22 protein-coding genes are annotated in these 21,862 nt (G+C 60.4%); 4 read left to right on the forward strand and 18 right to left on the reverse strand.

Annotation, left to right across the window (positions count from 1 at the left end; translation table 11 throughout):
- Window positions 1-380: 380 nt before the first annotated feature.
- The 3 genes from ABRP86_RS02685 to prpD are packed head-to-tail and all read right to left on the reverse strand — an operon-like array spanning window position 381 to window position 3,998.
- On the reverse strand, window positions 381-1,541 hold the full coding sequence (locus ABRP86_RS02685) for a bifunctional 2-methylcitrate synthase/citrate synthase (RefSeq protein WP_349852143.1): 1,161 nt from the start codon (window positions 1,539-1,541) through the stop codon (window positions 381-383).
- Window positions 1,542-1,554: 13 nt separating this feature from the next.
- Window positions 1,555-2,487, reverse strand: a complete 933-nt coding sequence (gene prpB / locus ABRP86_RS02690) for a methylisocitrate lyase (RefSeq protein WP_349852144.1) — start codon at window positions 2,485-2,487, stop codon at window positions 1,555-1,557.
- Window positions 2,487-3,998, reverse strand: a complete 1,512-nt coding sequence (gene prpD, locus ABRP86_RS02695) for a 2-methylcitrate dehydratase PrpD (RefSeq protein ID WP_349862343.1) — start codon at window positions 3,996-3,998, stop codon at window positions 2,487-2,489. Before prpD ends, prpB begins: the two co-directional genes overlap by 1 nt.
- Window positions 3,999-4,163: 165 nt before the next feature.
- On the opposite strand from prpD, the gene ABRP86_RS02700 reads away from it, so the two are divergent.
- A complete protein-coding gene (locus ABRP86_RS02700; RefSeq protein WP_023025387.1) occupies window positions 4,164-5,477 on the forward strand; it encodes a short-chain fatty acyl-CoA regulator family protein in 1,314 nt (437 codons plus the stop codon).
- A gap of 9 nt (window positions 5,478-5,486) precedes the next feature.
- On the opposite strand, the gene ABRP86_RS02705 is transcribed toward ABRP86_RS02700, so the two are convergent.
- The 4 genes from ABRP86_RS02705 to upp all read right to left on the reverse strand — a co-directional run bounded on the left by ABRP86_RS02705 (window position 5,487) and on the right by upp (window position 9,306).
- A complete protein-coding gene (locus ABRP86_RS02705; protein WP_349852148.1) occupies window positions 5,487-6,914 on the reverse strand; it encodes an NAD(P)H-quinone dehydrogenase in 1,428 nt (475 codons plus the stop codon).
- 70 nt (window positions 6,915-6,984) lie between these two features.
- Complete coding sequence (locus tag ABRP86_RS02710; protein ID WP_349852338.1) at window positions 6,985-8,175, reverse strand: M20 family metallopeptidase; 1,191 nt, start codon at window positions 8,173-8,175, stop codon at window positions 6,985-6,987.
- A 78-nt stretch (window positions 8,176-8,253) separates the two neighbouring features.
- Window positions 8,254-8,616 carry a helix-turn-helix domain-containing protein gene (locus ABRP86_RS02715; protein WP_005281543.1) on the reverse strand — a complete coding sequence of 121 codons (363 nt, stop codon included), beginning with the start codon at window positions 8,614-8,616 and terminating at the stop codon, window positions 8,254-8,256.
- 54 nt (window positions 8,617-8,670) lie between these two features.
- Window positions 8,671-9,306 (reverse strand): uracil phosphoribosyltransferase, encoded by a 636-nt coding sequence (gene upp, locus ABRP86_RS02720; protein ID WP_349852150.1) that lies wholly within the window; start codon window positions 9,304-9,306, stop codon window positions 8,671-8,673.
- Window positions 9,307-9,363: 57 nt separating this feature from the next.
- Between upp and ABRP86_RS02725 the strand changes: the two genes are divergently transcribed.
- From ABRP86_RS02725 to ABRP86_RS02735, 3 genes are read left to right on the forward strand one after another with little or no spacing between them, the layout of a single operon-like run.
- Window positions 9,364-9,642 (forward strand): chemotaxis protein, encoded by a 279-nt coding sequence (locus tag ABRP86_RS02725; protein WP_349852152.1) that lies wholly within the window; start codon window positions 9,364-9,366, stop codon window positions 9,640-9,642.
- Window positions 9,643-10,551 carry a C40 family peptidase gene (locus tag ABRP86_RS02730; protein ID WP_349862345.1) on the forward strand — a complete coding sequence of 303 codons (909 nt, stop codon included), beginning with the start codon at window positions 9,643-9,645 and terminating at the stop codon, window positions 10,549-10,551.
- A gap of 54 nt (window positions 10,552-10,605) precedes the next feature.
- Window positions 10,606-11,844, forward strand: coding sequence for a SatS C-terminal domain-containing protein (locus ABRP86_RS02735; protein ID WP_349852156.1), 1,239 nt, complete (start codon window positions 10,606-10,608; stop codon window positions 11,842-11,844).
- 157 nt (window positions 11,845-12,001) lie between these two features.
- Here ABRP86_RS02735 and ABRP86_RS02740 read toward each other — a convergent pair whose 3' ends face one another.
- From ABRP86_RS02740 to ABRP86_RS02790, 11 genes are all read right to left on the reverse strand, one after another.
- Window positions 12,002-12,826 (reverse strand): alpha/beta hydrolase fold domain-containing protein, encoded by an 825-nt coding sequence (locus ABRP86_RS02740; RefSeq protein WP_349862347.1) that lies wholly within the window; start codon window positions 12,824-12,826, stop codon window positions 12,002-12,004.
- 179 nt (window positions 12,827-13,005) lie between these two features.
- Entirely contained in the window at window positions 13,006-13,683 is a 678-nt protein-coding gene (locus ABRP86_RS02745; RefSeq protein ID WP_023025374.1) for a type 1 glutamine amidotransferase domain-containing protein, read from the reverse strand.
- A gap of 31 nt (window positions 13,684-13,714) precedes the next feature.
- On the reverse strand, window positions 13,715-14,626 hold the full coding sequence (locus ABRP86_RS02750; RefSeq protein ID WP_502880297.1) for an amidohydrolase family protein: 912 nt from the start codon (window positions 14,624-14,626) through the stop codon (window positions 13,715-13,717).
- Window positions 14,627-14,671: 45 nt separating this feature from the next.
- Complete coding sequence (locus ABRP86_RS02755) at window positions 14,672-15,568, reverse strand: RDD family protein (RefSeq protein ID WP_349862350.1); 897 nt, start codon at window positions 15,566-15,568, stop codon at window positions 14,672-14,674.
- Between the two features lie 55 nt (window positions 15,569-15,623).
- Window positions 15,624-16,703 carry a YhjD/YihY/BrkB family envelope integrity protein gene (locus tag ABRP86_RS02760; protein ID WP_349862352.1) on the reverse strand — a complete coding sequence of 360 codons (1,080 nt, stop codon included), beginning with the start codon at window positions 16,701-16,703 and terminating at the stop codon, window positions 15,624-15,626.
- A 94-nt stretch (window positions 16,704-16,797) separates the two neighbouring features.
- Complete coding sequence (gene trpS, locus ABRP86_RS02765; RefSeq protein ID WP_239270103.1) at window positions 16,798-17,829, reverse strand: tryptophan--tRNA ligase; 1,032 nt, start codon at window positions 17,827-17,829, stop codon at window positions 16,798-16,800.
- 11 nt (window positions 17,830-17,840) lie between these two features.
- A complete protein-coding gene (locus ABRP86_RS02770) occupies window positions 17,841-18,320 on the reverse strand; it encodes a DinB family protein (protein WP_349862353.1) in 480 nt (159 codons plus the stop codon).
- A gap of 15 nt (window positions 18,321-18,335) precedes the next feature.
- Window positions 18,336-18,527: a hypothetical protein gene (locus ABRP86_RS02775; RefSeq protein WP_239270105.1), complete on the reverse strand. Its 192-nt coding sequence runs from the start codon at window positions 18,525-18,527 to the stop codon at window positions 18,336-18,338.
- Window positions 18,528-18,577: 50 nt separating this feature from the next.
- The gene (locus ABRP86_RS02780; RefSeq protein WP_349862355.1) at window positions 18,578-19,525 is read right to left on the reverse strand and encodes a trimeric intracellular cation channel family protein; all 948 of its coding nucleotides are present in this window, start codon (window positions 19,523-19,525) and stop codon (window positions 18,578-18,580) included.
- Window positions 19,525-20,418, reverse strand: a complete 894-nt coding sequence (locus ABRP86_RS02785; RefSeq protein WP_349862357.1) for an exodeoxyribonuclease III — start codon at window positions 20,416-20,418, stop codon at window positions 19,525-19,527. Before ABRP86_RS02785 ends, ABRP86_RS02780 begins: the two co-directional genes overlap by 1 nt.
- A 35-nt stretch (window positions 20,419-20,453) precedes the next feature.
- On the reverse strand, window positions 20,454-21,707 hold the full coding sequence (locus ABRP86_RS02790; protein WP_284771950.1) for an MFS transporter: 1,254 nt from the start codon (window positions 21,705-21,707) through the stop codon (window positions 20,454-20,456).
- Between the last annotated feature and the right edge of the window lie 155 nt (window positions 21,708-21,862).

A 21,862-nucleotide genomic window follows, 5' to 3' on the forward strand; every position in this document is an offset into this window, starting at 1 on the left:
TGAACGGAATTTTCTACACTCACCTGCAACTTAAACCCCGCGAAAGCAATTTCTGCCAGTCAACCAGTAATAACAGGCCTAACAATTTTGCAAAGTCTGCAAATTTCATCTGGCAAATTTTTCGCAGCCGGTACCGCAGCCGCAGCTGGATCCGCAGCCGCAGTCGGGGCCGGAGCTGCAGCCGCTACATGCGCATCCTCCTATGCAATACCTGAGGCGAAAATGCAACATCTGAGGGCGCGGGTCGCTCAGTTATACCGTAGAAGGATGCACATATAGCGTAGGAGGATGCGCAAATGCTCCCCACGCAGGCATGGGGAGCATGGACGGCTCACTACCCGGTTACACGGACCGCCCGAACCGCGCGGGAAGCCGAGTGTTTAGAAGGACTTCGGTGGAACGGAGCGCTGGTCTTCGCCGACGTAGGCGGACAGCGGGCGAATCAGCGAGTTGTTTTCGTTTTGTTCCACGATGTGCGCGGTCCAGCCGGTGATGCGGGCCATGACGAAGATCGGGGTGAAGAACTGAATATCGAACCCGAGGATGTGGTAGGCAGGGCCGGCCGGGAAGTCTAGGTTCGGCTTGATCTTGATCGAGGTGTTTTCCTCCATGGTCTTGGCCATGATGTCGTACATCTCGATCCACTTGGTCTGGTCGTGCTGCTCGGCCAGCTCCTTGAAGGCGGCCTCCATAGTGGGAACGCGGGAGTCACCGTTCTTGTACACGCGGTGACCAAAGCCCATGACCAGGTCCTTATTGGCCAGCTTGTTCTTGGTCCACTCCTCTGCCTTGGCAGGATCGTCTACCTCGAGGAAGTTCTTCATGACTGCTTCGTTAGCACCACCGTGCAGTGGTCCCTTGAGCGCACCAATGGCGGCGACGATGGCGGAGTAGGTATCAGACATCGTAGAGGTAACCACGCGTGCCGAGAAGGTGGAGGCATTGAAGGAGTGCTCGGCGTAAAGGATGAGGGACTTATCAAAGGCCTCGATATCGGCGCGGTTTAGCGCAGGGGAGCCTTCTTCGTCGCCGAAGACCATCCACAGGAAGTTTTCAGCAAAGCCCTTCTTGCGGGAAGGCTCAATGTAGCCTTCACCGCGGCGGCGACGGATGTCGAGCGCGATGATGGTGGGGATCTTCGCCATGAGTTCGAGCGCGGTACGGCGGACGTGCTCGGAGTCCCTGGTGTATTCCTCCGCATCCTGAGCGCCAATGAAGGAAATCGCCGTGCGCAGCACGTCCATGGGGTGGCAGCTTTGCGGCATGGACATGATGAGGTCAATGAGATGGCGGTCCAGGTGACGCAATGCCTTTTCACGCGCGGAGAAACGGATGAGGGATTCTTGGCCCGGCAGCTTGCCATTCCACAAGAGGTACGCAACCTCTTCGAAGGAACAGTAGCGGGCGAGTTCTTGCACCGGGTAGCCGCGGTAGGTCAAGGAGTTGGTCTCAGGAACAACCTTGGAAACGGCAGTTTCATCAACGACGACGCCGTAAAGGCCCTTGCGGATTTCTGGGGTTTCGTTTTTCTTATCGGACATGGTCACTGGCTCCTTAGCTTTCAAAAGTGGGTTGATAATTGTCTTTGGAATAGGTGAATACGGACTGGTCGAACTCGTTGTATTCTTGGTAGCGGACCAGCTCGTACAGGCGGGAGCGGTGCTGCATGCGCTCTAACCATTCGGTCTGGATACCGGTTTCCTGCAAGTCGCGCAGGAATTCTTCGGTAGCTCCCATGGCCACGCGGAAGCTGGAGACCGGCCAGATCACAGCGTTGTATCCCAACCCGTCGAGGGTCTTTGCTGATTGCAGCTCGGTTTTGCCAAACTCCGTCATATTCGCCAACAGCGGCGTATCCACGGCGGCGCGGAACTTTTCAAAGTCCGCAGGGGAATACAGCGCCTCGGTGAAAATCAGATCCGCACCGGCTTCGGCATAGGCCTTAGCGCGGTCGATGGCGTCATCGATGCCATTGACACCGGCGGCATCGGTACGCGCGCAGATGATGAAATTAGGATCGCGGCGCTCGTTGACGGCCGCGCTGATGCGGCGGACCATGACCTCCTTGTCCACCACCTCCTTGCCGTCGAGGTGCCCGCAGCGCTTCGGGTTGACCTGGTCTTCCAGGTGGCAGCCGGCCAGCCCGGCATCCTCGAGGGCGGCGACGGTGCGGGCGGCGGACATGGGTTCGCCGAAGCCGGTATCGGCATCGACAAGCACGGGCAAGTCCGTAGCGCGCGCAATCTGCCCGGCGCGCTGGGCCACCTCCGTCAAGGTGGTAAGTCCAATATCGGGTAGGCCCAAATCGTTAGCCAGCACCGCGCCGGATACGTAGACGCCATCGAAGCCGCCGATGTCCTGGATAAGGCGGGCGGTAAGCGGATTAAACGCGCCCGGCAGGGTAGTAATCGATCCGGATTCGATGGATTTGCGGAAATTCGCGCGCTTTTCTGCGTTGGTGATTGTAGAACCAAATAGTCCAGCCATTAGAAGATTCCCTCCGGTTTCTCGGGCGCGGTGGCGAGGTGCTCATCGCTGACCCGCACGTTGAGTTCGGTTAAATCGGTGAGGTTTTCTAGGTCTTGCACGGCGGTGAGGAAGCGCTCTTGCTCGGCCTCGTCGACGACGCCATCGGCAAGCTTTTTGAACTTGGCAATGTACTGCTCGAGGGCGAAGGGGCGGGCGCCCAGCGGGTGGGCGTCAGCTACGGCGCGCTCATCCTCGATGACGGTGCCGTCCTTGAAGGTGATGACGGCCTTGCCGCCGAAGGCTTTTTCCTCAAGGTCGTTGGAGTGATAGCGGCGCGTCCACTCGGGATCCTCGACGGTGGAGATCTTCTGCCAGAGCTCGATGGTCTCCGGGCGGTTGGAGCGCTCAGGGGAATAGGAGGTTTCGTGGTCCCAAACGCCATCCTCTAGCGCGACCGCGAAGATGTACATCACAGAGTGGTCCAGCGTTTCGCGGGAGGCGGATGGATCCATCTTTTGCGGATCGTTCGCTCCGGTACCGATGACGTAGTGGGTGTGGTGGGAGGTGTGCAGCACGATGGACTCGATATCCGCCGTCTTCAGGCCCTTGTCCTCCAGCGTCTTTTTCAGCGCAAAGGCCATATCGATGGGAGCCTGCGCCTGGTATTCCGCGGAGTGTTCCTTGGTGTAGGTATCCAGGATGGCGGTCTTGGCCTCACCGTTTTCTGGCAGGGGCACGGTGTAGGTGCGCTCTGGTGAATGCAGCATCCAGGCGATGAACCCGTCCTCACCCTCCCAGATCGGCGCCGGGGCGCCCTCGCCGCGCATGGTGCGGTCGACGGCCTCGATGGCCATCTTGCCGGCGAAGGCTGGCGCGTAGGCCTTCCACGAAGAAATCAGGCCCTTGCGGGACTGGCGGGTTGCCGTGGTGGTGTGCAGCGCCTGGCCGACGGCCTGGTAAATCGTGTCCCTATCCAGGCCCAACATGGTGCCAAGCCCTGCGGCTACCGATGGCCCCAAGTGCGCCACGTGGTCGATCTTGTGCTCGTGTAGGCACATGCCTTTGACCAGGTTAACCTGGATTTCATAGCCGGTCGCGATGCCGCGGATAAGGTCGCGGCCGCTCAGGCCCTTGTGCTGTGCAGCGGCAAGAAGCGGTGGAATATTGTCGCCGGGGTGGGAATACTCGGCGGCGAGGAAGGTGTCGTGGTAGTCCAACTCGCGGACCGCAGTGCCATTGGCCAGTGCTGCCCACTCCGCGGAATACGTGCCATCGATGCCGAAGATGGTGGATCCGCCCTTGTCCACGGGGTGGGCTTCTGCCATCACCCGCGCGGATGTGACGGGGCCACGGGCAACGGAGGCCATAGCTACGGCGGCGTTGTCGATGATGCGGTTGATGATCATCTCGGTGGTTTCTTCCGGAACCTCTATGGGGTCCGCGGCCACCTCGGCCACCTTGTACGCCAAGTGCTCCTCGTAGGGGAAGTCCTCGGCGGATTTATGAGTGCGTACCTCATGGTTTTTCACTGGTTGCGTCCTCCTTTATCAAGAATGCGTTGCACATCACAGTAAATGCTTGCATGTGGTGCACGCTATAGGTAATGTTTGTGGAAATTAGCGGACTTCTTTTGTGAAATCTGCAAAACTTGTGATTTTCACAGCGCATGGGCCTTAAAGAAAGGACGGGGACGCATGACCAAGCACTACGCGGGGGCACGGATTCACGCTTTGCGCAAACAGCGCGGACTCACTCAGGTGGCGATGGCTAAGAAACTCGGGTTATCCACGAGCTACCTCAACCAGTTGGAAAACGACCAGCGCCCGCTTACCGTGACCGTGTTAATGCAGCTAGCCCAGCGCTTTACCGTGGATCCCAGCTACTTCGCCGAAGACCGCGATATCCATACGATTACCGAGCTCCGCCATATCTTCCCTGATGCCTCTGAAGAAACGCTTTCGGATCTCGCCTCCCGCTTTCCCGAGTTGATGCCGCGGTTTGTTGATGTTGCTTCCCGCGCGCCCGCTGCGGACCCCTCCCCCTTTGAAGTGGTGCGGGACTTCTTTTATGACGCGCATAACTACATCCACGAGCTCGATGTGCTCGCAGAAGAACTCGCCGGCCAGTTGGGCGATCGCGTCCTGCGCCGGGGCCGGCTCGCCTCCCGCATGCATGAGGATCTGGGGGTTACGGTGCGCTTTTCCCGCCCCGGCCCTCGGCGCAGCTTCGATCCAGACACGCGCGAGCTTTCGCTGCGCGATGGATTATCTGAGGCACAATTGGTCTTTGAAATGGCCCTGCAATACTGCCTGCTGGCCTACGGCGATATCTGTGACAACCTCGTGTCTGAACTGCCCGAAGGCGAATCCCAGGATCTGGCTACCTTGGGCCTTGCGCAGTATTTCGCGGCGGCTGTGACCATGCCCTACCAGCGCTTTCTCACCATGGCAGAGGATACCCGGTACGATATCGACCTGCTGTGTAACTACTTTGGAACCGGGTTTGAAACAACGGCGCAGCGCCTCGCCACGCTCCAGCGCCCAGGGCTTAAGGGCGTGCCGTTTTCCTTCATCCGCACCGACCGTGCGGGCAATATTTCTAAGCGGCAGTCCTCTACCGCCTTTCACTTCGCGCGCTCTGGTGGTTCCTGCCCCCTGTGGGTGGTCCACCGCGCCTTTGAAACCCCGAACCGCATTACCCGCCAGGTAGCCGCCATGCCAGACGGCCATGCTTACCTGTGGATCGGGCGTTTCGTGCAGGGAACGGCCAAGTCGTGGGGTACCCCGCGCAAGGAATTCGCGGTAGGCCTAGGCTGCGATATCGCCCAGGCGGATCGCATCGTCTATGCCGATGCCCTGAACCTGGACATTTCCGCCGCCACCCCGATTGGCCCAGGCTGTACCGCCTGCCCCCGCGAATTCTGTCCACAGCGCGCCCTGCCGGAGGCAGATAGGCCGATCAAAATCGAGCTCAACCGCACTGCAGAGCAGGCCTACTCCACGTTCTAGGAACGAGGTTTACTCCAGGTCATCGTGGGCCACCAAGCGGCGGGCGGCCTCGGTAATGGTGCCGGAAAGCGATGGGTAGACCGCGAAAGAATCGGCCAGCTGGTTCACCGTGAGCTGGTTGGTCACCGCCATCGCAATCGGCAGGATGAGCTCGGAGGCAGTCGGTGCGACGATGACGCCACCAATCACGCGGCCAGAGGTAGCACGGCAGAATAGCTTGACAAAACCGTGCTGCAGCGAGCGCATCTTTGCACGCGGGTTGGTATTCAGCGGCATGGTAATGGCGCGGGCGGCGACCTCACCGGCCTCGATCTCGGCCTGGGTAAAGCCGACCGCGGCGATCTCCGGGCGGGTAAAGACCGCGTTAGCCACGGTCTTCAGGCGCAGCGGCGAGACGCCTTCACCAAGCGCGTGGTACATCGCCACGCGGCCCTGCATTGCGGCCACGGAGGCAAGCGGGAAGAGATCGGAGCAGTCACCGGCGGCGTAGATGCCGGCGATATTCGTGCGCGAGACGCGATCCACCTGGATGTGCCCAGACTTCGCGGTTTCCACGCCCACGTTTTCCAGCTTCAGATCCTTGGTATTCGGGACGGAACCAATGGACATGATGACGTGCGAACCGTGAATCTCGCGCCCGTCCTGCGTGGTCACCACCACGTTGCCGTCCTCGGTGCGGTTAACGGTTTCCACGCGGCAGTTCTTTTCCAGCTCCACGCCGCGCTCGCTCAGCACGGTTTCGAGGACGTCGGCGGCATCGGCATCATCATGCGGCAAGATGCGATCGCGCGAAGCCACCATCGTGACCTTGACGCCCAGCTCGGCAAAGGCGGATACAAACTCGGCACCGGTGACACCGGAGCCAACCACAATGAGGTGCTCCGGCAGCTCGGTGAGGTTATATACCTGCTGCCAGGTCAGGATGCGCTCGCCATCCGGCTGGGCGCCGGGCAAAATGCGTGGGGTGGCACCGGTAGCCACCAAGACGAGGTCCGCATCCAGCGTCTCCTCGTGGCCATCCTCGTTGAAGACCGCGGTGACCTTGTGCCCACCAAACGCATCGGCCTGCTGATCCTCCGGGAAGTGCGCACGGCCATCGATAACGCGGGCACCCAAGGAATCCATGGTATTGCGGATATCACCGGATTGCTTAGCCGCCAAGTCCTGCACGCGCTGGTTCAGCGCGCTGATGGAAAGCTGCGCCTTGCCGATGCCCTCGTTCAGCTCCATGTCATCCGCGCGGCGCAAGTCCGTTTTAATATTGGCGCCGGCAATGAAGGACTTGGAGGGAACACAGTCCAGGACCACGCTATTGCCGCCCATGCCTTGGTCTTCGATGATGGTGATTTCCGCGCCGTACTTGGCGCCAGCCAGCGCTGCCTCGTAGCCCGCCGGGCCACCGCCGATGATGACAATTCGCTTGGTCTGGTTCAACACGCAATTGCTCCTTTATAGGCTCCACTTTTAAAGTCGCCTACGAGTCTAACCCGTAGGTAACCCCAGCGCGTTAGTCCGCCTGCGCATTCTCCCCCATAAATTGCTCGACAACGGCACCGAAAAGCTTAATGCCCACACCAATTGCCCGCTCATCCACGATGAGGTCGCCCATGTGCAGATCGTGCTGTTCCCCCTCCCCGGACCAGCAACCAAGGCGCGCCATGGAACCGGGCACCTTTTCCAAATACCAGGAAAAGTCCTCGCCGCCGGAAGACTGCGGGGCCTGGACCACGGCTTGCGGGTCGATGGACTGTGCGGCAGAAGCGAGCATGGCGGTTGCGACGTCATCGTTAAGCACCGGCGGCACGCCGCGGTTATAGGACAATTCGTACTCTACCCCCACCGGCGCAAGGATCTGATCCACTAACTCCGCGAAGAGTTCCTGCATCTGGCGCCAGATGGTGATATCCGCGGTGCGCATCGTGCCGGTCAGCATGCCGGTTTCCGGGATTGCGTTAGGGGCGTAGCCGGAATTGACCTGGCCAAAGACCAAAACCGTGCCGGTGCGCGGGTCGACGCGGCGCGACAGCAGCGCCGGCAGCTCAGTAATAACCTTGCCCAGCGCATAGACCACGTCCGCGGATAGGTGTGGGCGCGAAGTATGCCCGCCCGGCCCCTTAATCTTGAGTTCCACTACGTCGGTTGCCGAGGTAATGGCCCCAGCGCGGATTCCGATGCGCCCCACGCGCAACTTCGGCTCGGCGTGGATGGCGAAGATGGAATGCACGCCTTCTAACGCGCCCCAAGAAATAACGTCGGTGGCTCCGCCGACCCATACTTCCTCCGCCGGCTGGAAGATGACGCGAATACCCAGCTGCAGCTGATTAACCCGCTGAAAATCCGCCAGCGCGCACGCCAAGCCGAGCGCCACGGTGGTGTGCACGTCGTGGCCGCACGCGTGCATGGTACCGGGCTTCTCGGAGGTAAACTCCAGCCCTGTTACCTCCGTGATGGGCAGCGCATCGATATCGGCGCGGAAGGCCAAGCGGCCAAGCTCCGTGTTTGGGCCGATGTCCACCATCAGGCCGGTGTGCGGGAAGCGCTGCGGCTCAAGCCCGTAATCCGCAAGGATATTCGCGATGTAATTGGTGGTTTCCACCTCTTGGTTCGCCGTTTCCGGATTGCGGTGGATATGGCGCCGCCACGCGATGACCTCCGCACGGTGAGCATCGAACCACTCGCTAATAAACTCCGAGATCACGCGCACGCCTCCCTGTTGCTGGACTATCTCTTGGAGGCAGTCTACAACTAGACCATGCGGTTCAGTAAGTCAGGGTGGTTAGCCCCGCGCATTACTAAAGCGCCGCTGGTTGATGTAGTCCTGCGGAAAGGGCGCCACATCTTCTACCCCGAGCACGGCGGAATCCGCCAAGTGGCCCTCCACCACGTCCCCACCGGCCGGCAAGAGGACCGCCGGCGGGATCTCTAAAGCCAGCGCCAGCTTGTACACCGTGGACAATTGCGGGTCCGCCATGGTATGTAGGCCATTTTCGTTGCGTTCCAGATTGGAAATCTGGCTGCGCGATACCCCCGAAATATCCGCAAGCACTTGCTGGGATACCCCGCGCCGCTCGCGCACGCGGCGCAGTTGTTGCGAAAATCCGTAGCCGTAGCTCGACCACATTAGTTGAATAAAACTCACGATCTTTTCCCCCTTTTGAAAGCCACCTTCGGGCTTTCAGGGAGAAATACTAGCTTAAAGATCGATATTGCGCGGGCCGTAGAGGCGATCGCCGGCATCGCCAAGCCCCGGCACGATATAAGCATCCGCATTGAGCTTAGGGTCGATGGCAGCTGTTACGAGGCGCACAGGAAGGCCCGATTCTTCCAGCGCATCCACACCATTTTGGGCCGAGACCATGCAGATGGCGGTGATATCGGTAGCGCCGCGAGCAGCCAACAGGCGCAAGGCGTGCAGCAAGGAGCCGCCGGTGGCCAGCATAGGGTCAACGACAAAGACGGTGCGCCCCGTCAGGTCTTGCGGCAGCGCCTCCAAGTACGGCACGGGTTCGTGGGTTTCTTCATCGCGCGCCATGCCAATGAAACCTACCTGGGCATCAGGGATCATCGACAGGGCGGGATCCACCATGCCGAGCCCGGCGCGGATAATGGGCACGATGATGGGCGGATCCTGCAGGCGAGTGCCCTGCGCGGTGGCAACCGGCGTTTCGCAATCGAAGTTTTCTACCGCCAAATCGCGGGAAGCTTCATACACGAGCATGGTTCCCAAGTCCTTGAGCGCGGCGCGAAAAGCGGAGTTATCGCTGCGCGCATCGCGCATCAAGGTCAGGCGGGAAGCGGCAAGCGGGTGGTCTACGACGTGGATATCCATGCCCACTACTTTAAACTTTTTGGGAACCACTTGGGCTATTGGCCAGTCCAATAGCCCATGAGACCATTTCAAATTGATACCGCCCACGCCCGCCATTTAGCCCGTGACCTGCATTCAAACGCGCAAGGAGAAAATCCGCCCCACCCGGAATTGCCCGAGGCTCCGGCCTTTACCGCGTTCAATGAGGCCGTCCATGCCGCCTTAGACAATATTGGGGCGCGGATGACCATGCTGCGCCGCGATATGGGCCACATCGCGCAGTCTTCCTTTCAGATGTCGCGCGAGGCTGAAGACTCCGATGCGGCGTTGCGCGACTTACTCGGGGCGGCGATGTAAGTGCTTGCTACCGCCATTAAAAATATTGCCGCGCTGCAGCCCTCGCCGCTTCCCGATGTCCAGCTTCCCCGCGTCCCAGATATCTCCGCCGCGCAGCCACTGGCGGATATCGCGCACGGTGACGCCTCCCAGCTTATCGCCGCCGCGGATCTCCTCACCGGTGATAACGAGACCGTCTCCGCCGTACTTGGCCAAGCGCGCAGCCTTATCGCGGTGGCCGCCGGCGATATCTTCGGCATCGGCACGCGGCTTATCCGCGCCGCGGCACCAATCGCGATGGGATTAATCTCCCTCGACCCCGCCTCTCGCGCCGCAGCACTTGCCTCACTTCGCGCCGTGATAGATGAGCATATTGGCTTGGCGATGGCCCGGGTTAAACGTCTGAAAGACGAACTCACTAACGCCGCTGCGGCCCTGTTGCCTATCTCCCAGCGCCCGGTGGAATCCGCCGTGGGCCAGCCCCAGCAGCTAACGGCTGCCGCGGCGACGCACACGGCCGTGGCCCCTCCACCAGAACTGGGCCCTGCTCCCACACCGAACCCGCCGGCGAGTACCGAAGCCGGATCGGGCGCAGGCCGGGCGGCCGTTGCCGCGGCCAAGAGCCAATTGGGCCAACCTTATACCTGGGGCGGAACCGGAAATGGCGGCTTTGACTGCTCGGGGCTTACCCAATGGGCCTATTCCCAGGCGGGGGTGGATATTCCGCGCACGGCGGACCAGCAGGCCATCGGCAAGCAGGTCAGCGCCGATCAGCTCCAGCCCGGCGATCTGGTGGTTTGGGATGGCCATGTGGCGATGTATTCCGGCAATGGTGAGATTGTGGAGGCCGGCGACCCCGTGCAGACCAACCCGCTGCGAACGAATAATATGGGCATGCAATTTAAGGGCTTTTGGCGGCCGACTGCATGACAAGCGCCCGGCAATTCCGCGCGGCAGCTGGGGCGTTGGGTAGACTAAAAGGCCATGAGTAACCGTGCGATTGTGCCTATTAAGCTCTCCCTGACTGAGGGCGATTTTTATACCCTCTGGGCGCCCAAGTGGCGCGAAAGCGGCTCCGAATGGCAAGCCTTTTTGGGCGACGATGACTCCGTCTTGGTCTTCGACTCCCCCGCTGAGATGCTGTGCTACCTGGAGTCCGATGCCAAGCATGACCTGCTAGATCACCCGCAGTGGGAGCAATTTTCCGCCCGCCCGGCGCACCGCGTCACCCCAGCCAAGCGCGATGAATACGATCTCATCGGCATGCCGGAAGCCCTCGCCGGCCGCCCCAGCCACGCCAATGTCTCCACCGTGGCGCGCGACCTCGAGGTGGCATCCGCGCTTGCCGATGTCGCCGCTGCCGAACAGACCACCATCTTCTTCGCCACTCACTCCATCCTGCGCAACGTCTCCCGCGGCGCCGATCACTACTCCGGCGAGCAGGGTATGAACGAGTGGACCGGCGTCGGGCGGGTCATCTTGACCAACTGGAAGAAGGTCATCGCGGATCTGGATAAGCACGTCCACGTGGTTCCGAGCGATGAATTCGACGCCGCCGCTATCTCCGATGCCGAAACCCGCATCTCCGAGGCAGCGAGTGCCGCCGACGCTGCCGCCAAGGAAGCCGAAGAAAAGCGCAAGGCTGCAGCAGATGCCGCCGACCCCTATGACGAGTCCCCCTGGGCCGCCGCCGGAATCGACCCGATTAAAATCACCGCGCAGTCCAAGTCCGTCTACACGCTGCGCACCTACTTGGACGGCAATCCCATCTTCTTAGGCAAGTGGGGCGAAATCTTTACCTTCGATTCCTCCAAGACGCTGGTGCGGTGGCTCATCGATAATGATGACCACGACTTGGCGCGCGTCTCTACCTGGCAGGACGTCGTCACCGCCGCCAATGCCGGTGAGCTAGAGGTCCAGGTCCACCCGGATAACCAATATTCCTTTAATGGCATCGTGCGCGATATTGAAAAGGGACCGGAAGCGGTCGACTCCGACCAGCTAGCCCGCTGCTACGAGGTCTGCGCCGATGCCGCGGACTGGGCCGGGGATGATTCCATTAATTCCTATATGCTGGCCAATCCGCGTTTGCAGGACTACCTCGGCTACATGCTCGGTTCCACCGAACACGCCGGTTACGTCCCGTCCAAGCCGTATAACGAGCATGCCGAGTCTTGGAAGGGCCTCGAGAGCATGCTAATTAAGCGTTTTTCCCGCTTTTAGTTTTCCTCTGCTCTGCGGACTACCGGCCCTAGCGACCTCAGCTGCCGGTAGCCGCTGCTAACCGAAAACCGCCCCAGCCCAACCACTCCTCAAACTGGAGCGTGGGCTGGGGCGATTGCTGTATTTTTACCTACACCTCAATCCGCAAATCGTGCGGCTAGAGGTGAGAGCCGAGGTGCTCGATAAGATCTGCCAGCATTCTGCGCGACTGGGGCGCACGCGGGCGTACCTGATCGAAGCCGTGATAGGCGCCTGCATACACATCAAGTGTGGTCTCGACTCCGGCGTTCTGCAGTGCGGTAGCAAAGGCTACGGATTCATCATGAAAAAGGTCGATGTCTCCCACGCCGATCCACGTGGGCGGCATCCCCGAGTGATCCGAACGCGTCGCCGGCGATGCATACCGTGGCAGCGGGGTTCCTAAATGGTCCTTGCCTAAGTACATATCCCAAGCGCCGCGATTTAAATTCGGAGGACAAATAAACTGCCCCACCGCACCCTCTTTAACAATGGTGCGGTGATCAAGCATTGGATAGACCAATCCAAGCGCTCGAATGGAATGACCTTCATCCACCGTGCGCTGGGCAAGGCCTGCGGCCAAGCCACCGCCGGCGCTATCGCCAGCGACCGCAATGCGCGAAGTATCCGCGCCTAAAAGCTCGCCATTTTCCTGCATCCAGCGCAAAGCGGCATAACACTCTTCCAGATCCGCAGGAAAAGGTTCCTGCGTGGATTTGTGATAGCGCGGCGCGATGACAATGGCCCCCAGCTCCGATGCGATGAGCGAAGTTTGGGGATCATGCATCGCGGGACCACCGAGCAGGTGACCTCCGCCGTGAATCCACATCACCACGGGACGTGGCTCGGCTGGCGCTCCATCTCCGCGTGGAGTAATAACGCGGGCACGGAATGCTTGGCCTTCAAAAGAACAAGATAGCTCTTCGATGTCCACCGGACGCCACTTCGGACGTGCCACGTCCATATTGGCAAATAGCCTGCTCGTTCGAGCGAATCGATCACCCGAAAGCAAGTGCAGCGGCAGGTACAGTAATGGGCTGCGAAGCTCAGGAGCAACGCTGCGTAGATAAGGACGGCGGCTCTTTATATATGCCGCCGCCCCTACTACCGCGCTACCTGCAGCGAGAGCTTTCAGCGCCCGCATTAAAAGTCGCGCAGGATGCGCTGTGCCAAAGGCTCAGAGGATGCTGGGTTCTGGCCCGTGTAGAGGTTGCGGTCAACCTCGACATAAGGCTGCATCGGATCGGTCTGCTTGAAATCAGCGCCGAGCTCGCGCAGGCGGGTCTCAACAACCCACTTGGCAGCGGCGATGGTCTCCTCGCCCTCTTCGGCGTTGGTAAAGCCGGTCATGGTGTAGCCCTTGAGTGGCCAGTTGTCATTGTCCAGCGCGAGCAATGCAGCCGGTGCGTGGCATACCAGGGACAGTGCGCGACCGGACTCGATGCGCTCCTGCAGCAGCTTGGCGGAGTCCTGGTCATAAGCCAAGTCCTCCATCGGGCCGTGGCCGCCGGGGTAAAAGACGAGGTCGTAGTCGGCTTCCTTAACATCGGCCAAGTTCAGTGGGTCTTCCAGGTCTGGACCGATTTCTGCGAGGTAGTTCTCCTGCTCTGCGCGGTCGCCCTCAGACAATACCTCGAGGCTGTACTCGTCTACCACTGGAGCCTTCGCGTTCGGCGTAGCAAAGTCGATATCCCAACCAGCGTTTTTAAAAACGCGGTGCGGAGCAATGAGCTCCTCGGCCCAGTAACCGGTAGGGCGGGCGCTGCCATCAGCAAGCGTCCACTTATCAGCGGCGGTAACAACGAATAGTGCGGAAGGCATGTCTTCCTCCTTTTTGTAGATTAACTCTCTATTACTCTTCGGAAGCGTTGTCATTCAGGTTCACTGAGAACCCGGAATCTTGGAGCGACTCCTCAGTATCGGGGCCGGCAAGTTCCGGATCGGAGAGGTCCTCGTAGGCCGGAAGGACAACGGTCTCAGGGATACGCTGCCTTGTTTCTTCGGTGTCGAAAATATTCTCAATCGCCTTCACGGTAAGATCGAAAAACTCCTCCAGTCCGTACCCAAAGGTCTCGCTCAAGGCGAGAAACTGCCTGCTCAGCGTGGAATCGCCGGAGGAGACCGAGCAGGTAAAACCGAGCTGCTGTAACAGCGGCAGCGGATGATCCGTCAGTTCCTCAACGTCATCCAAGGGCGAAAATACCAACGGGATGTGTCGGTCGCGGATCCATCCGGAGGCCTTGCCTGGGCGGATTCCATCGACATCGGCGGTGAAATCATCAATCATATTCACCGGTCGCAGCAAGCGGTTCACGCCGGCCTGCGCCGCGCTTTCGGTGGCGGCGAAATCCTCGCCCACCGCGATCTGGGTAGGCAGGTACTTCGTGCGGAACTCCGCCGCGGCGGCAGCATTCCCCTCCGGCAGGGTGTAGCCAGCAATGCCTGCAGAGTCCTCGGCATTAGCCGCCGGCTCTGCCGCCTCGAGGACAAACCGTACCTCGAGTTCTCCGAAGCGTTCCGCGGTCACCTCGCGCACGACTGCGGACGTATCGAAAGAGTAAGCCGCGGGGTTGAGCTGCAGCTCGGCGTAGACCACGTGGTCATCGGCAAGCTGGGCACACTGCTCGCGAATATCCGCGTTCAATTCCTCCGCGGTGCTGGCCTGCGAGCGAACCGGTTCCCACAGGGATACCTTTGGAAGTTGTTCCACCACGCTCTCGGCGGAATCCTTATTTTCGGGGCTAATTAATGGTGCATCATGCATGCGCACCATCGTAGGTATCTGCCCGAAGTTGCGCCATGCAGCGTCCTACTTGCGCGGCTTCCTCTTGACCACTTCTGCGTTGGCGAGCTCGTCATGGGAACCGCGCCGGTTGTTTTCCTCATTAATGGTGGTTGTGTGCACCACCGCGCCCACCAGTCCCGCCAATTGCCCAATTCCCGGGACCACGTTGATAAGGCGCCACCACTGGCGCTTTGCGGACTGGCTGAGGCTGAGCTTTTTCTTCGTATCCACGTCCCGCACGGTGTACCCGGCAAGAATTTTTGCTGGGCTGGCACCCATCCACACCTCGCTGCCCACAACGTAGACCACCATCACGATGCAGGCGACGACGTAGTACAAAGTGTCCGCATCCACGAGGTCGTCTACGCCCGCAGCAAACGCACTGCTGATGCCACCGGCCAAGAAGAAATCCACAATGCCCATGCCAATGCGCGTACTTTGCGATGGCCGTTCCTGTGCCTGGTGCTGGAACGGCGCCGGCGCGGCAGCGAACGACGGCGACATTTGCTGCTGCGATGATGCGTGCTGACCGAATGGGTTGTGCGTGTACGGGGAGCTATACGGGCTGGGTTCGGCAAAATCCGGCGCCTGCTCCGGACCACCCTGCGGTTGATTGTGGAAGCTCGGCTGCGGGCGCGGCGCCGGAGACCACTGCCCCACCGAACTCAGCGTGCCGAGCTCGCCCCACGTCGGGCGAAGACCTGTGCGCAATGCTTCATCATATTCGGCCCTCTTCTTCGCCGAACCCAAAATGCTGGATGCTATGCGCAGCTGGACACGTCGCGGCTCATCGGGGTTATACCCTTGTTGCCCGAGCTTGATATCTTTTGCTTCCAATAAAACGAAAAGCTCATCCTCGCCACCACTGCGGTCGAGGTCCCACTTTTCGTAGAGATCTGGGGCAATATCATCGGCGTTCATAGTGTCCTATCTTAAAGGTAAAGAGCGCGGCGGCCCTCACCCGTAGGGAGGATTTTTATTTCCGGCGGAAAAGCTTCGTCGCGCCCACAGCCGCAGCGCCCAGAGCGGCGCCCACACCGAAGACCGCACCTGCTGGTGCACCCTCGCGCACCTCGTTGCGCACGCGAATAACGGCAGGTTCTGGAACCGGCGGGTGCGCGTACTTCAGGGATTCTGCGGTCGTCGCGGTCCATGCGGAAATATACAGCACCACGCGCCACACCAAGTACATGACAATCATCAGGACGATGACCGGGCCAAAGACCGCACCGGCCGGGCTGCCGGTGGCAGAGGCCATGATCATCGTGGACAGCTGTTTAATGGCCTCGAACGCTACCGCACCGATGGCGGCACCGATAAAGCCGGACTTCTTAGGCACCTTCGTGCGCGGCAGGATCATAATCAGCCACCACATGACGATGAAGTTGGCGATAAGTCCCAGCAACAAGCCGCTGAAGAAGAAGACATAACCCATGCCGGGGAAAGAATCGATACCTAAGAGGTCAAATATCTTCTGCGTAAGGCCGGAGGAACCCGCCGCGGTCACGCCGAAGGCGACGACAAAGGCAATGATCAGGCCGATAAGCCCCAGAAGGTCAGAGAACTTCTTTTTCAGGAAGGAGCCGCCATCATTGGCATCGATGCCCCACATGGCGGAAATGCCGATGCGCAGGTGGTTCATCCACCCCAGTCCGGACCACAGAGTAGTCAAACCACCAATACCGAACATGGCGCCGCGCTGGTCGATGGCCGTATCCAAGATCTCATTGACCGACTCGCTGAGGTTCCCGTCAATGGAGTCGGTGATATAGGACTGGAGATCATTGAGTAGGTCCTCACGGTTAGCAAGGACAGCGGCGATGGTGGCCACCAGCAGCATCGCCAACGGGAAGATGGACAGGACCGAGTAATAGGTAATGCCAGCAGAAAACTGGTTGCCGCCCTCTGCGGCATAGCGCTCCTGCATGCGCATGAGGTGGTCAACAAAGGGCGATTTACGCCGTACCTTATCTATCGCTCCCGGATCATCGGCGTTCGCACGCTCGATGCCGTAATGGTCCGTCTTCTTAGATGAGGATTGCGTGGTGGTGGACACGTGCTTCCCTTCTTGTTCGCACAGCGCTTATCCCGTATAGCGTAGCTGGCAAACACCCACTTGTCCCTCGGTGGGGTGGGTTAAGGGGTACCTACTACCTGCGCGGGCGAGGAAGGAAGCCGACTTTTTCATAGACGGCATCGACAAGCGGCTGCGCTACTTCCTGTGCGGTCTGGGCACCGCGCTCCAAGATGCGCTCCAGCTCGCCACGATCCGCCATGAGCTCGTCATAGCGCTGCTTGAGCGGCGTGGTGAAGGCCTCGAGCGCCTCCGCGGTATCCACCTTCAGGTGCCCGTAGCCCTTGCCGGCGTACTTTTCCACCAAGGAGTCGATGGACTCGCCGGTCAGCGCAGACTGGATGACCAGCAGGTTCGATACGCCCGGCTGGTTTTCCCGGTCGAAGGCGACCGAGCCCAGGTCATCGGTCACGGCGGACTTAATGCGCTTGGCAGAGGTCTTCGGGGCATCGAGCAGGTTGACCAGGCCCTTCGGATTCGGGCCGGACTTGGACATCTTGGACGTCGGGTCCTGCAGGTCATAGATCTTCGCCGCGCCCTCTGGAATGAACGGCTCTGGCACGTGGAAGGTCTCGCCGTATTTATTGTTGAAGCGCTCAGCCAGATTGCGGGTGAGCTCCAAGTGCTGGCGCTGGTCCTCGCCCACTGGCACGTAATCCGGCGAGTACAGCAGGATATCGGCCGCCATCAGGATGGGGTAGGTAAAAAGCCCCACCGAGGTGCGATCGGCGCCGCGCTTGGCGGATTTATCCTTGAACTGCGTCATGCGGGAGGCCTCACCGAAGCCGGTCAGGCACTGGAATACCCAGGTCAGCTCCGCATGGGCGGGCACGTGGGACTGGACGAAGAGGGTGGATTTCTCCGGGTCGATGCCCAGCGCGATGAGCTGCGCCGCACCGGCCATGGTGCGGTTGCGCAGCTCCTCCGGATTCTGCTCCACGGTAATCGCGTGCAGATCCGGGATGAAGTAAAAGGCATCGTAGCCTTCCTGCAGATCGATCCACTGCTTGAGCGCTCCCAAGTAATTTCCCAAGTGATAGGAATCAGCGGTGGGCTGAATGCCGGAAAGTACGCGGGATGCAGAATTAGATGCAGTGGAATCAGTCATGTCAGGTAATGTTACTCCGTCATTTTTGCTTGTTGATTGGCCGCCCCAAGATGCTGCGCGGCATCATCAAAAATCGAGACCAGCCGGACACCGCGGGTAACGTGCGGCGTCCACGAGGTGTCGATCACGTCATCGAGCTTGTCATCCTCCAGCGAGGTCACATACGCCTTGACCTGCTCCAATGCTTCCTGGGTATAGCTGCGGAGCTTGCCGATGTCCTGCGTGGTCACGGCACGCGCTTCCTCCGCCGATTGGCCATAACCCATGGCGTCCGGCAGGTCGAGGTCGTAGCGCTGCCACAGCTCTTCTTCCCCGGTCAGTTGCGCAAGCTGCAGGTCTGCCATGCGGCCGGTGTGCCATAGCAGCCACGTGATCGAGTTCGGGTGATCACCAAAGTGCGCATTGGCGGTCTCGTTGCTCAGCTCCGGCAATGCGGAGAGCGCATCGAGCGGGCGCTGCGCCATGTCCGTGAGCAGATCGATAGCTTTCATCTCAGACCTTTCCCCTTAGACCTTGCGGGAGGTGGGGCTGACGATGTCCATGAAGATGGCGAAACCGGTCACCATGAAGGCACCGCCGACGCCCATGAGAACGATGGGGCCAAGGAAGGCGAAGGACGGTCCGACAGTAGTCCACCACCAGATGCTCAAGGCGAGGATTACGGCGCCAAGGACAAAAGGAATAATTGCGCGAGCCATGAACTTTCTCCGTTGCAGATTTCGAAATTTTTAACGTGTTTATACTAGCACTACTGCTTGTGCTTGGGGGTCCTTTGCCTGCCCACATCCTCCTTGTTGAAGGTCCATTGCTGCTGCGCATCCACTCCTCTCGCCCCAGGTGAGTGCTTGCCGCTGGGGCGGGTAATGGATGAGCGGGCGGTCGGCCGTGCAATCCGGTTGCTATTTAGATCCTCGAGGCTGAGCGGGGAGGAAAAATCGCTTGCGTTGCGCTTGCTGCGGCCCAGCGGCCGGGTAATCGGGCTGGCGTAGCGGGTGGCCGCGCCCGCCTTCCGCTTTGCACGGCGGGCGCCATCGCGCACGATGCGCGCCGATAGCCGCAGGCGCGGATCCATCTGTTGCTCACCATCGCGGTATTCAAAGACGGGCAGGCCCGTCTTGAAGTAGATAGCCGCAAGGCGCGCAGCGAAGCAGACCAAGGCGGTAATGATCGCCGTGGGTTCCTCCGATAGCCCGGCGCGCAGGAGAATCATGTAGAGTCCGGCCGCGAGGATCGAGATCGCCGCATAAAATTCGCCAGAAAATACCAGCGGAATGCGGTCTGAGAGCAGATCACGCAACACGCCGCCGAAGACGCCGGAGATGACCGCGGATACCGAGGCGATGATGAAGCCGTAGCCCAAGTGCGCGGCAATCTGGGTGCCCAGCACGGAAAAGACCGCCAGCCCCAAGGCATCGAGGATGAGGAAGAGGTGGCGGAAATAGTGCATGAGGAAGGACATGCCCACCGTGACGATGGCGGCGGCGATGACGATGACCAGATAGATGGGGTGCTCCACCCAGGTCAGCGGCGGATCCGCGAGCACGATATCGCGGACGGTGCCGCCGCCTAGCGCCGTGATGGAGGCGATCATCGTCACGCCGAAGAGATCGAGCTTCTGCCGTCCGGCCGATAGCGCAGCGGTCATGGACTCGGCGGTAATACCAATGACGTACAGGACGCTAAATAGCGGCGACATCAGGCGTATTCCACCAGGAGCGGCGAGTGATCGGACCAGCGCTGCTCCACGGTCGGGGCCTTATCCACCCAGGTGCGCTGCGCGCGATCGAGCAGCGGCTGGGTAGCGGCCTGGTAGTCGATGCGCCAGCCCGCATCGTTATTGAAGGCCTGGCCGCGGTAGGTCCACCAGGTATAGGGTCCATCGGCCTCTGGGTGGAGCCGACGCGCCACGTCGAACCACTGCGGCGCGGTGGACGGCTCCCACGGCGTGGTGCCCGCGTAGTCCACGACGCCGAGCCACTCACCCAAGTTCTTTTTCTCCTGCGGCGCCTCATCCGGAAAGCTGCCGAAAACATGATCCATAAAGGCGCGCTCTTCCGGCAGGTGGCCGGCTTTCTTCTCGTTGGCCTTATTATTCTTCAAATCCTGGGCGCGGTGGCAGATATTCCAGTCGCCGCCGATGACCATCTCTTTATCGGCGTTTTCTGCCAGCACGGAATCGAATTCATCCAAGAAGCGGTATTTTTCATCCAGCTTCGGCGAATCGGTATCGCCGGAGGGCAGGTACAGCGAGGCCACGCGGATATCGCGGGTGGTAGCAGCAATCCAGCGGCCGGCGTCGGTGAAGGAACCGAAACCGATTTCGACATCGGCAAGCGGCGTACGAGAGAGGATGCCTACTCCGGCGCGGCCCTTGGCGGCGGCATCGGCAAGCTCCAAGTGCCAGCCCGCCTCCAGGGCTGGTGCCAGGGCCTTTCTGGCTTGGTCCGGGGTGGCGCGGACCTCTTGCATCAGCACGATATCGGCCGGGGTCTGTTCCAACCAGGCATTCATGCCGGGGTTATTCTCATTGCGCTGCTTGCACGCGGCGCGGATTCCGTTGACGTTGACGCTAGCGATGGTAAGGCTCATGGTGCTCCAGAATATAGGCGTGTGCGGTGGTAGTTCTAGCCGCGATTGGCAAGGCGTTTTTTATCCCACATTGTTATCGCCCACACAACGCAACCCGCGGCCGCCAAGCCGGCGCCCGCCAGCGCCGGAGCAGAGTAACCCAAGCCCGCGCCGACGACGATGCCGCCGATGGTCGCACCGGCCGCGTTCGCGATATTGAGCGCGGACTGGTTGAGCGCTGCGGATAAGGTTTGGGCATCGCCCGCCACGTGGACCAAGCGTAGCTGCAGGGATGGCACCAGCGTGGAGCCCATAAACGCCACCATGCCAAAGCAAATGGTGGCCGGGATGGCGTGGCTGGACAGGAAGTAGAAGGCCGTGAGGATGATGATCAGGCTGGCCAAGGCGAAAATGATCCCGAATTCGAGGTTGCGGTCCGCCAACCAGCCGCCAAAGGCATTGCCAATCGTCATGCCAATGCCGTAGGCCATGAGCACGACCCAAATCAATCTATCGCTCAGGCCCGCGACCTCGGTCATGGTCCAGGAAATATACGTGTAGACGGAGAACATGCCGCCGAAACCCACCACGCCCATGATGACGGTGAGCCACACCTGGCTGTTTTTAAAGGCGCCGAACTCGGTGCGGATATCGGTCTGTTTCATCTCCGTCATGTGCGGCATGAGGAAGAACAGGGCCACGGCGGTAATAAGGCCGATGACCACGACCACCAGGTAGGCCGCGTGCCAGCCCAGCGCGGAACCCAAGGCCTGTGCCGCGGGCACGCCGATGACCGTGGCGATGGCAAGGCCCATGCCCACAAAAGCCATGGCCTTGCCGCGCCCGCCGGGAGGGGCCATCGATGCCGCAGACAGGTTGGCCACGGAGAAATACGCACCGTGGGGCATGCCGGCGATGAAGCGTGCCACCATGAGCACCCAGTAATTCGGCGCGAGGACCGAGAGCAGGTTGCCCACCACCAAAAAGCCGATGAGCAAGAGGATGAGGCGGCGGCGCGGGAGCTTGCCGGTAAACGCCGCAATCAGCGGCGCGCCGACCACCACGCCGAGCGCGTAGGTAGTAATCAGCGTGGAGGCGGTATCTTCAGAAACCCCGAAATCCTCCGCGATCAGCGGCAGCAGGCCCATCGAGACGAACTCGGTAGTACCGATAGCAAACGCACCAAGGGCCATCGCCACCATGACGATGGTGCGGCGCGCAGTAGAAATCTCCGTCTGGCGGGGCAAAGGCCGACGGTGAATGCGGTGTTCATGGGCGCTGCGCGGGCTTAACTGATCGATAATTTTCACGAGGGGCGACGATACACCCCACCTGCGCATAAAGCATGTTCAGGGCGTGGACAGGTGAAGAGATTTACCCAGCGCATGGCCCCGTGACCGATGCCACCCAGCCCCAGAATGTACCGAGCGCTCCACATGGAGCGGACAAAATCGGTAATCTGGTC

Origin of the sequence: Corynebacterium sp. KPL3927 (genome assembly GCF_040225835.1) — a bacterium.
Lineage (GTDB): Bacteria > Actinomycetota > Actinomycetes > Mycobacteriales > Mycobacteriaceae > Corynebacterium.

Excerpts from the sequence above, each read along its gene's own strand:
- ABRP86_RS02775 (WP_239270105.1), bottom strand. The coding sequence starts at position 18,527 with ATGGCTCGCGCAATTATTCCTTTTGTCCTTGGCGCCGTAATCCTCGCC.
- upp (WP_349852150.1), bottom strand. The coding sequence starts at position 9,306 with ATGGATATCCACGTCGTAGACCACCCGCTTGCCGCTTCCCGCCTGACC.
- ABRP86_RS02735 (WP_349852156.1), top strand. The coding sequence starts at position 10,606 with ATGAGTAACCGTGCGATTGTGCCTATTAAGCTCTCCCTGACTGAGGGC.
- ABRP86_RS02755 (WP_349862350.1), bottom strand. The coding sequence starts at position 15,568 with ATGAACGCCGATGATATTGCCCCAGATCTCTACGAAAAGTGGGACCTC.
- ABRP86_RS02785 (WP_349862357.1), bottom strand. The coding sequence starts at position 20,418 with ATGAGCCTTACCATCGCTAGCGTCAACGTCAACGGAATCCGCGCCGCG.
- trpS (WP_239270103.1), bottom strand. The coding sequence starts at position 17,829 with ATGACTGATTCCACTGCATCTAATTCTGCATCCCGCGTACTTTCCGGC.
- ABRP86_RS02745 (WP_023025374.1), bottom strand. The coding sequence starts at position 13,683 with ATGCCTTCCGCACTATTCGTTGTTACCGCCGCTGATAAGTGGACGCTT.
- ABRP86_RS02750 (WP_502880297.1), bottom strand. The coding sequence starts at position 14,626 with ATGCATGATGCACCATTAATTAGCCCCGAAAATAAGGATTCCGCCGAG.
- ABRP86_RS02700 (WP_023025387.1), top strand. The coding sequence starts at position 4,164 with ATGACCAAGCACTACGCGGGGGCACGGATTCACGCTTTGCGCAAACAG.
- ABRP86_RS02770 (WP_349862353.1), bottom strand. The coding sequence starts at position 18,320 with ATGAAAGCTATCGATCTGCTCACGGACATGGCGCAGCGCCCGCTCGAT.
- ABRP86_RS02740 (WP_349862347.1), bottom strand. The coding sequence starts at position 12,826 with ATGGACGTGGCACGTCCGAAGTGGCGTCCGGTGGACATCGAAGAGCTA.
- ABRP86_RS02780 (WP_349862355.1), bottom strand. The coding sequence starts at position 19,525 with ATGTCGCCGCTATTTAGCGTCCTGTACGTCATTGGTATTACCGCCGAG.
- prpB (WP_349852144.1), bottom strand. The coding sequence starts at position 2,487 with ATGGCTGGACTATTTGGTTCTACAATCACCAACGCAGAAAAGCGCGCG.
- ABRP86_RS02725 (WP_349852152.1), top strand. The coding sequence starts at position 9,364 with ATGAGACCATTTCAAATTGATACCGCCCACGCCCGCCATTTAGCCCGT.
- ABRP86_RS02685 (WP_349852143.1), bottom strand. The coding sequence starts at position 1,541 with ATGTCCGATAAGAAAAACGAAACCCCAGAAATCCGCAAGGGCCTTTAC.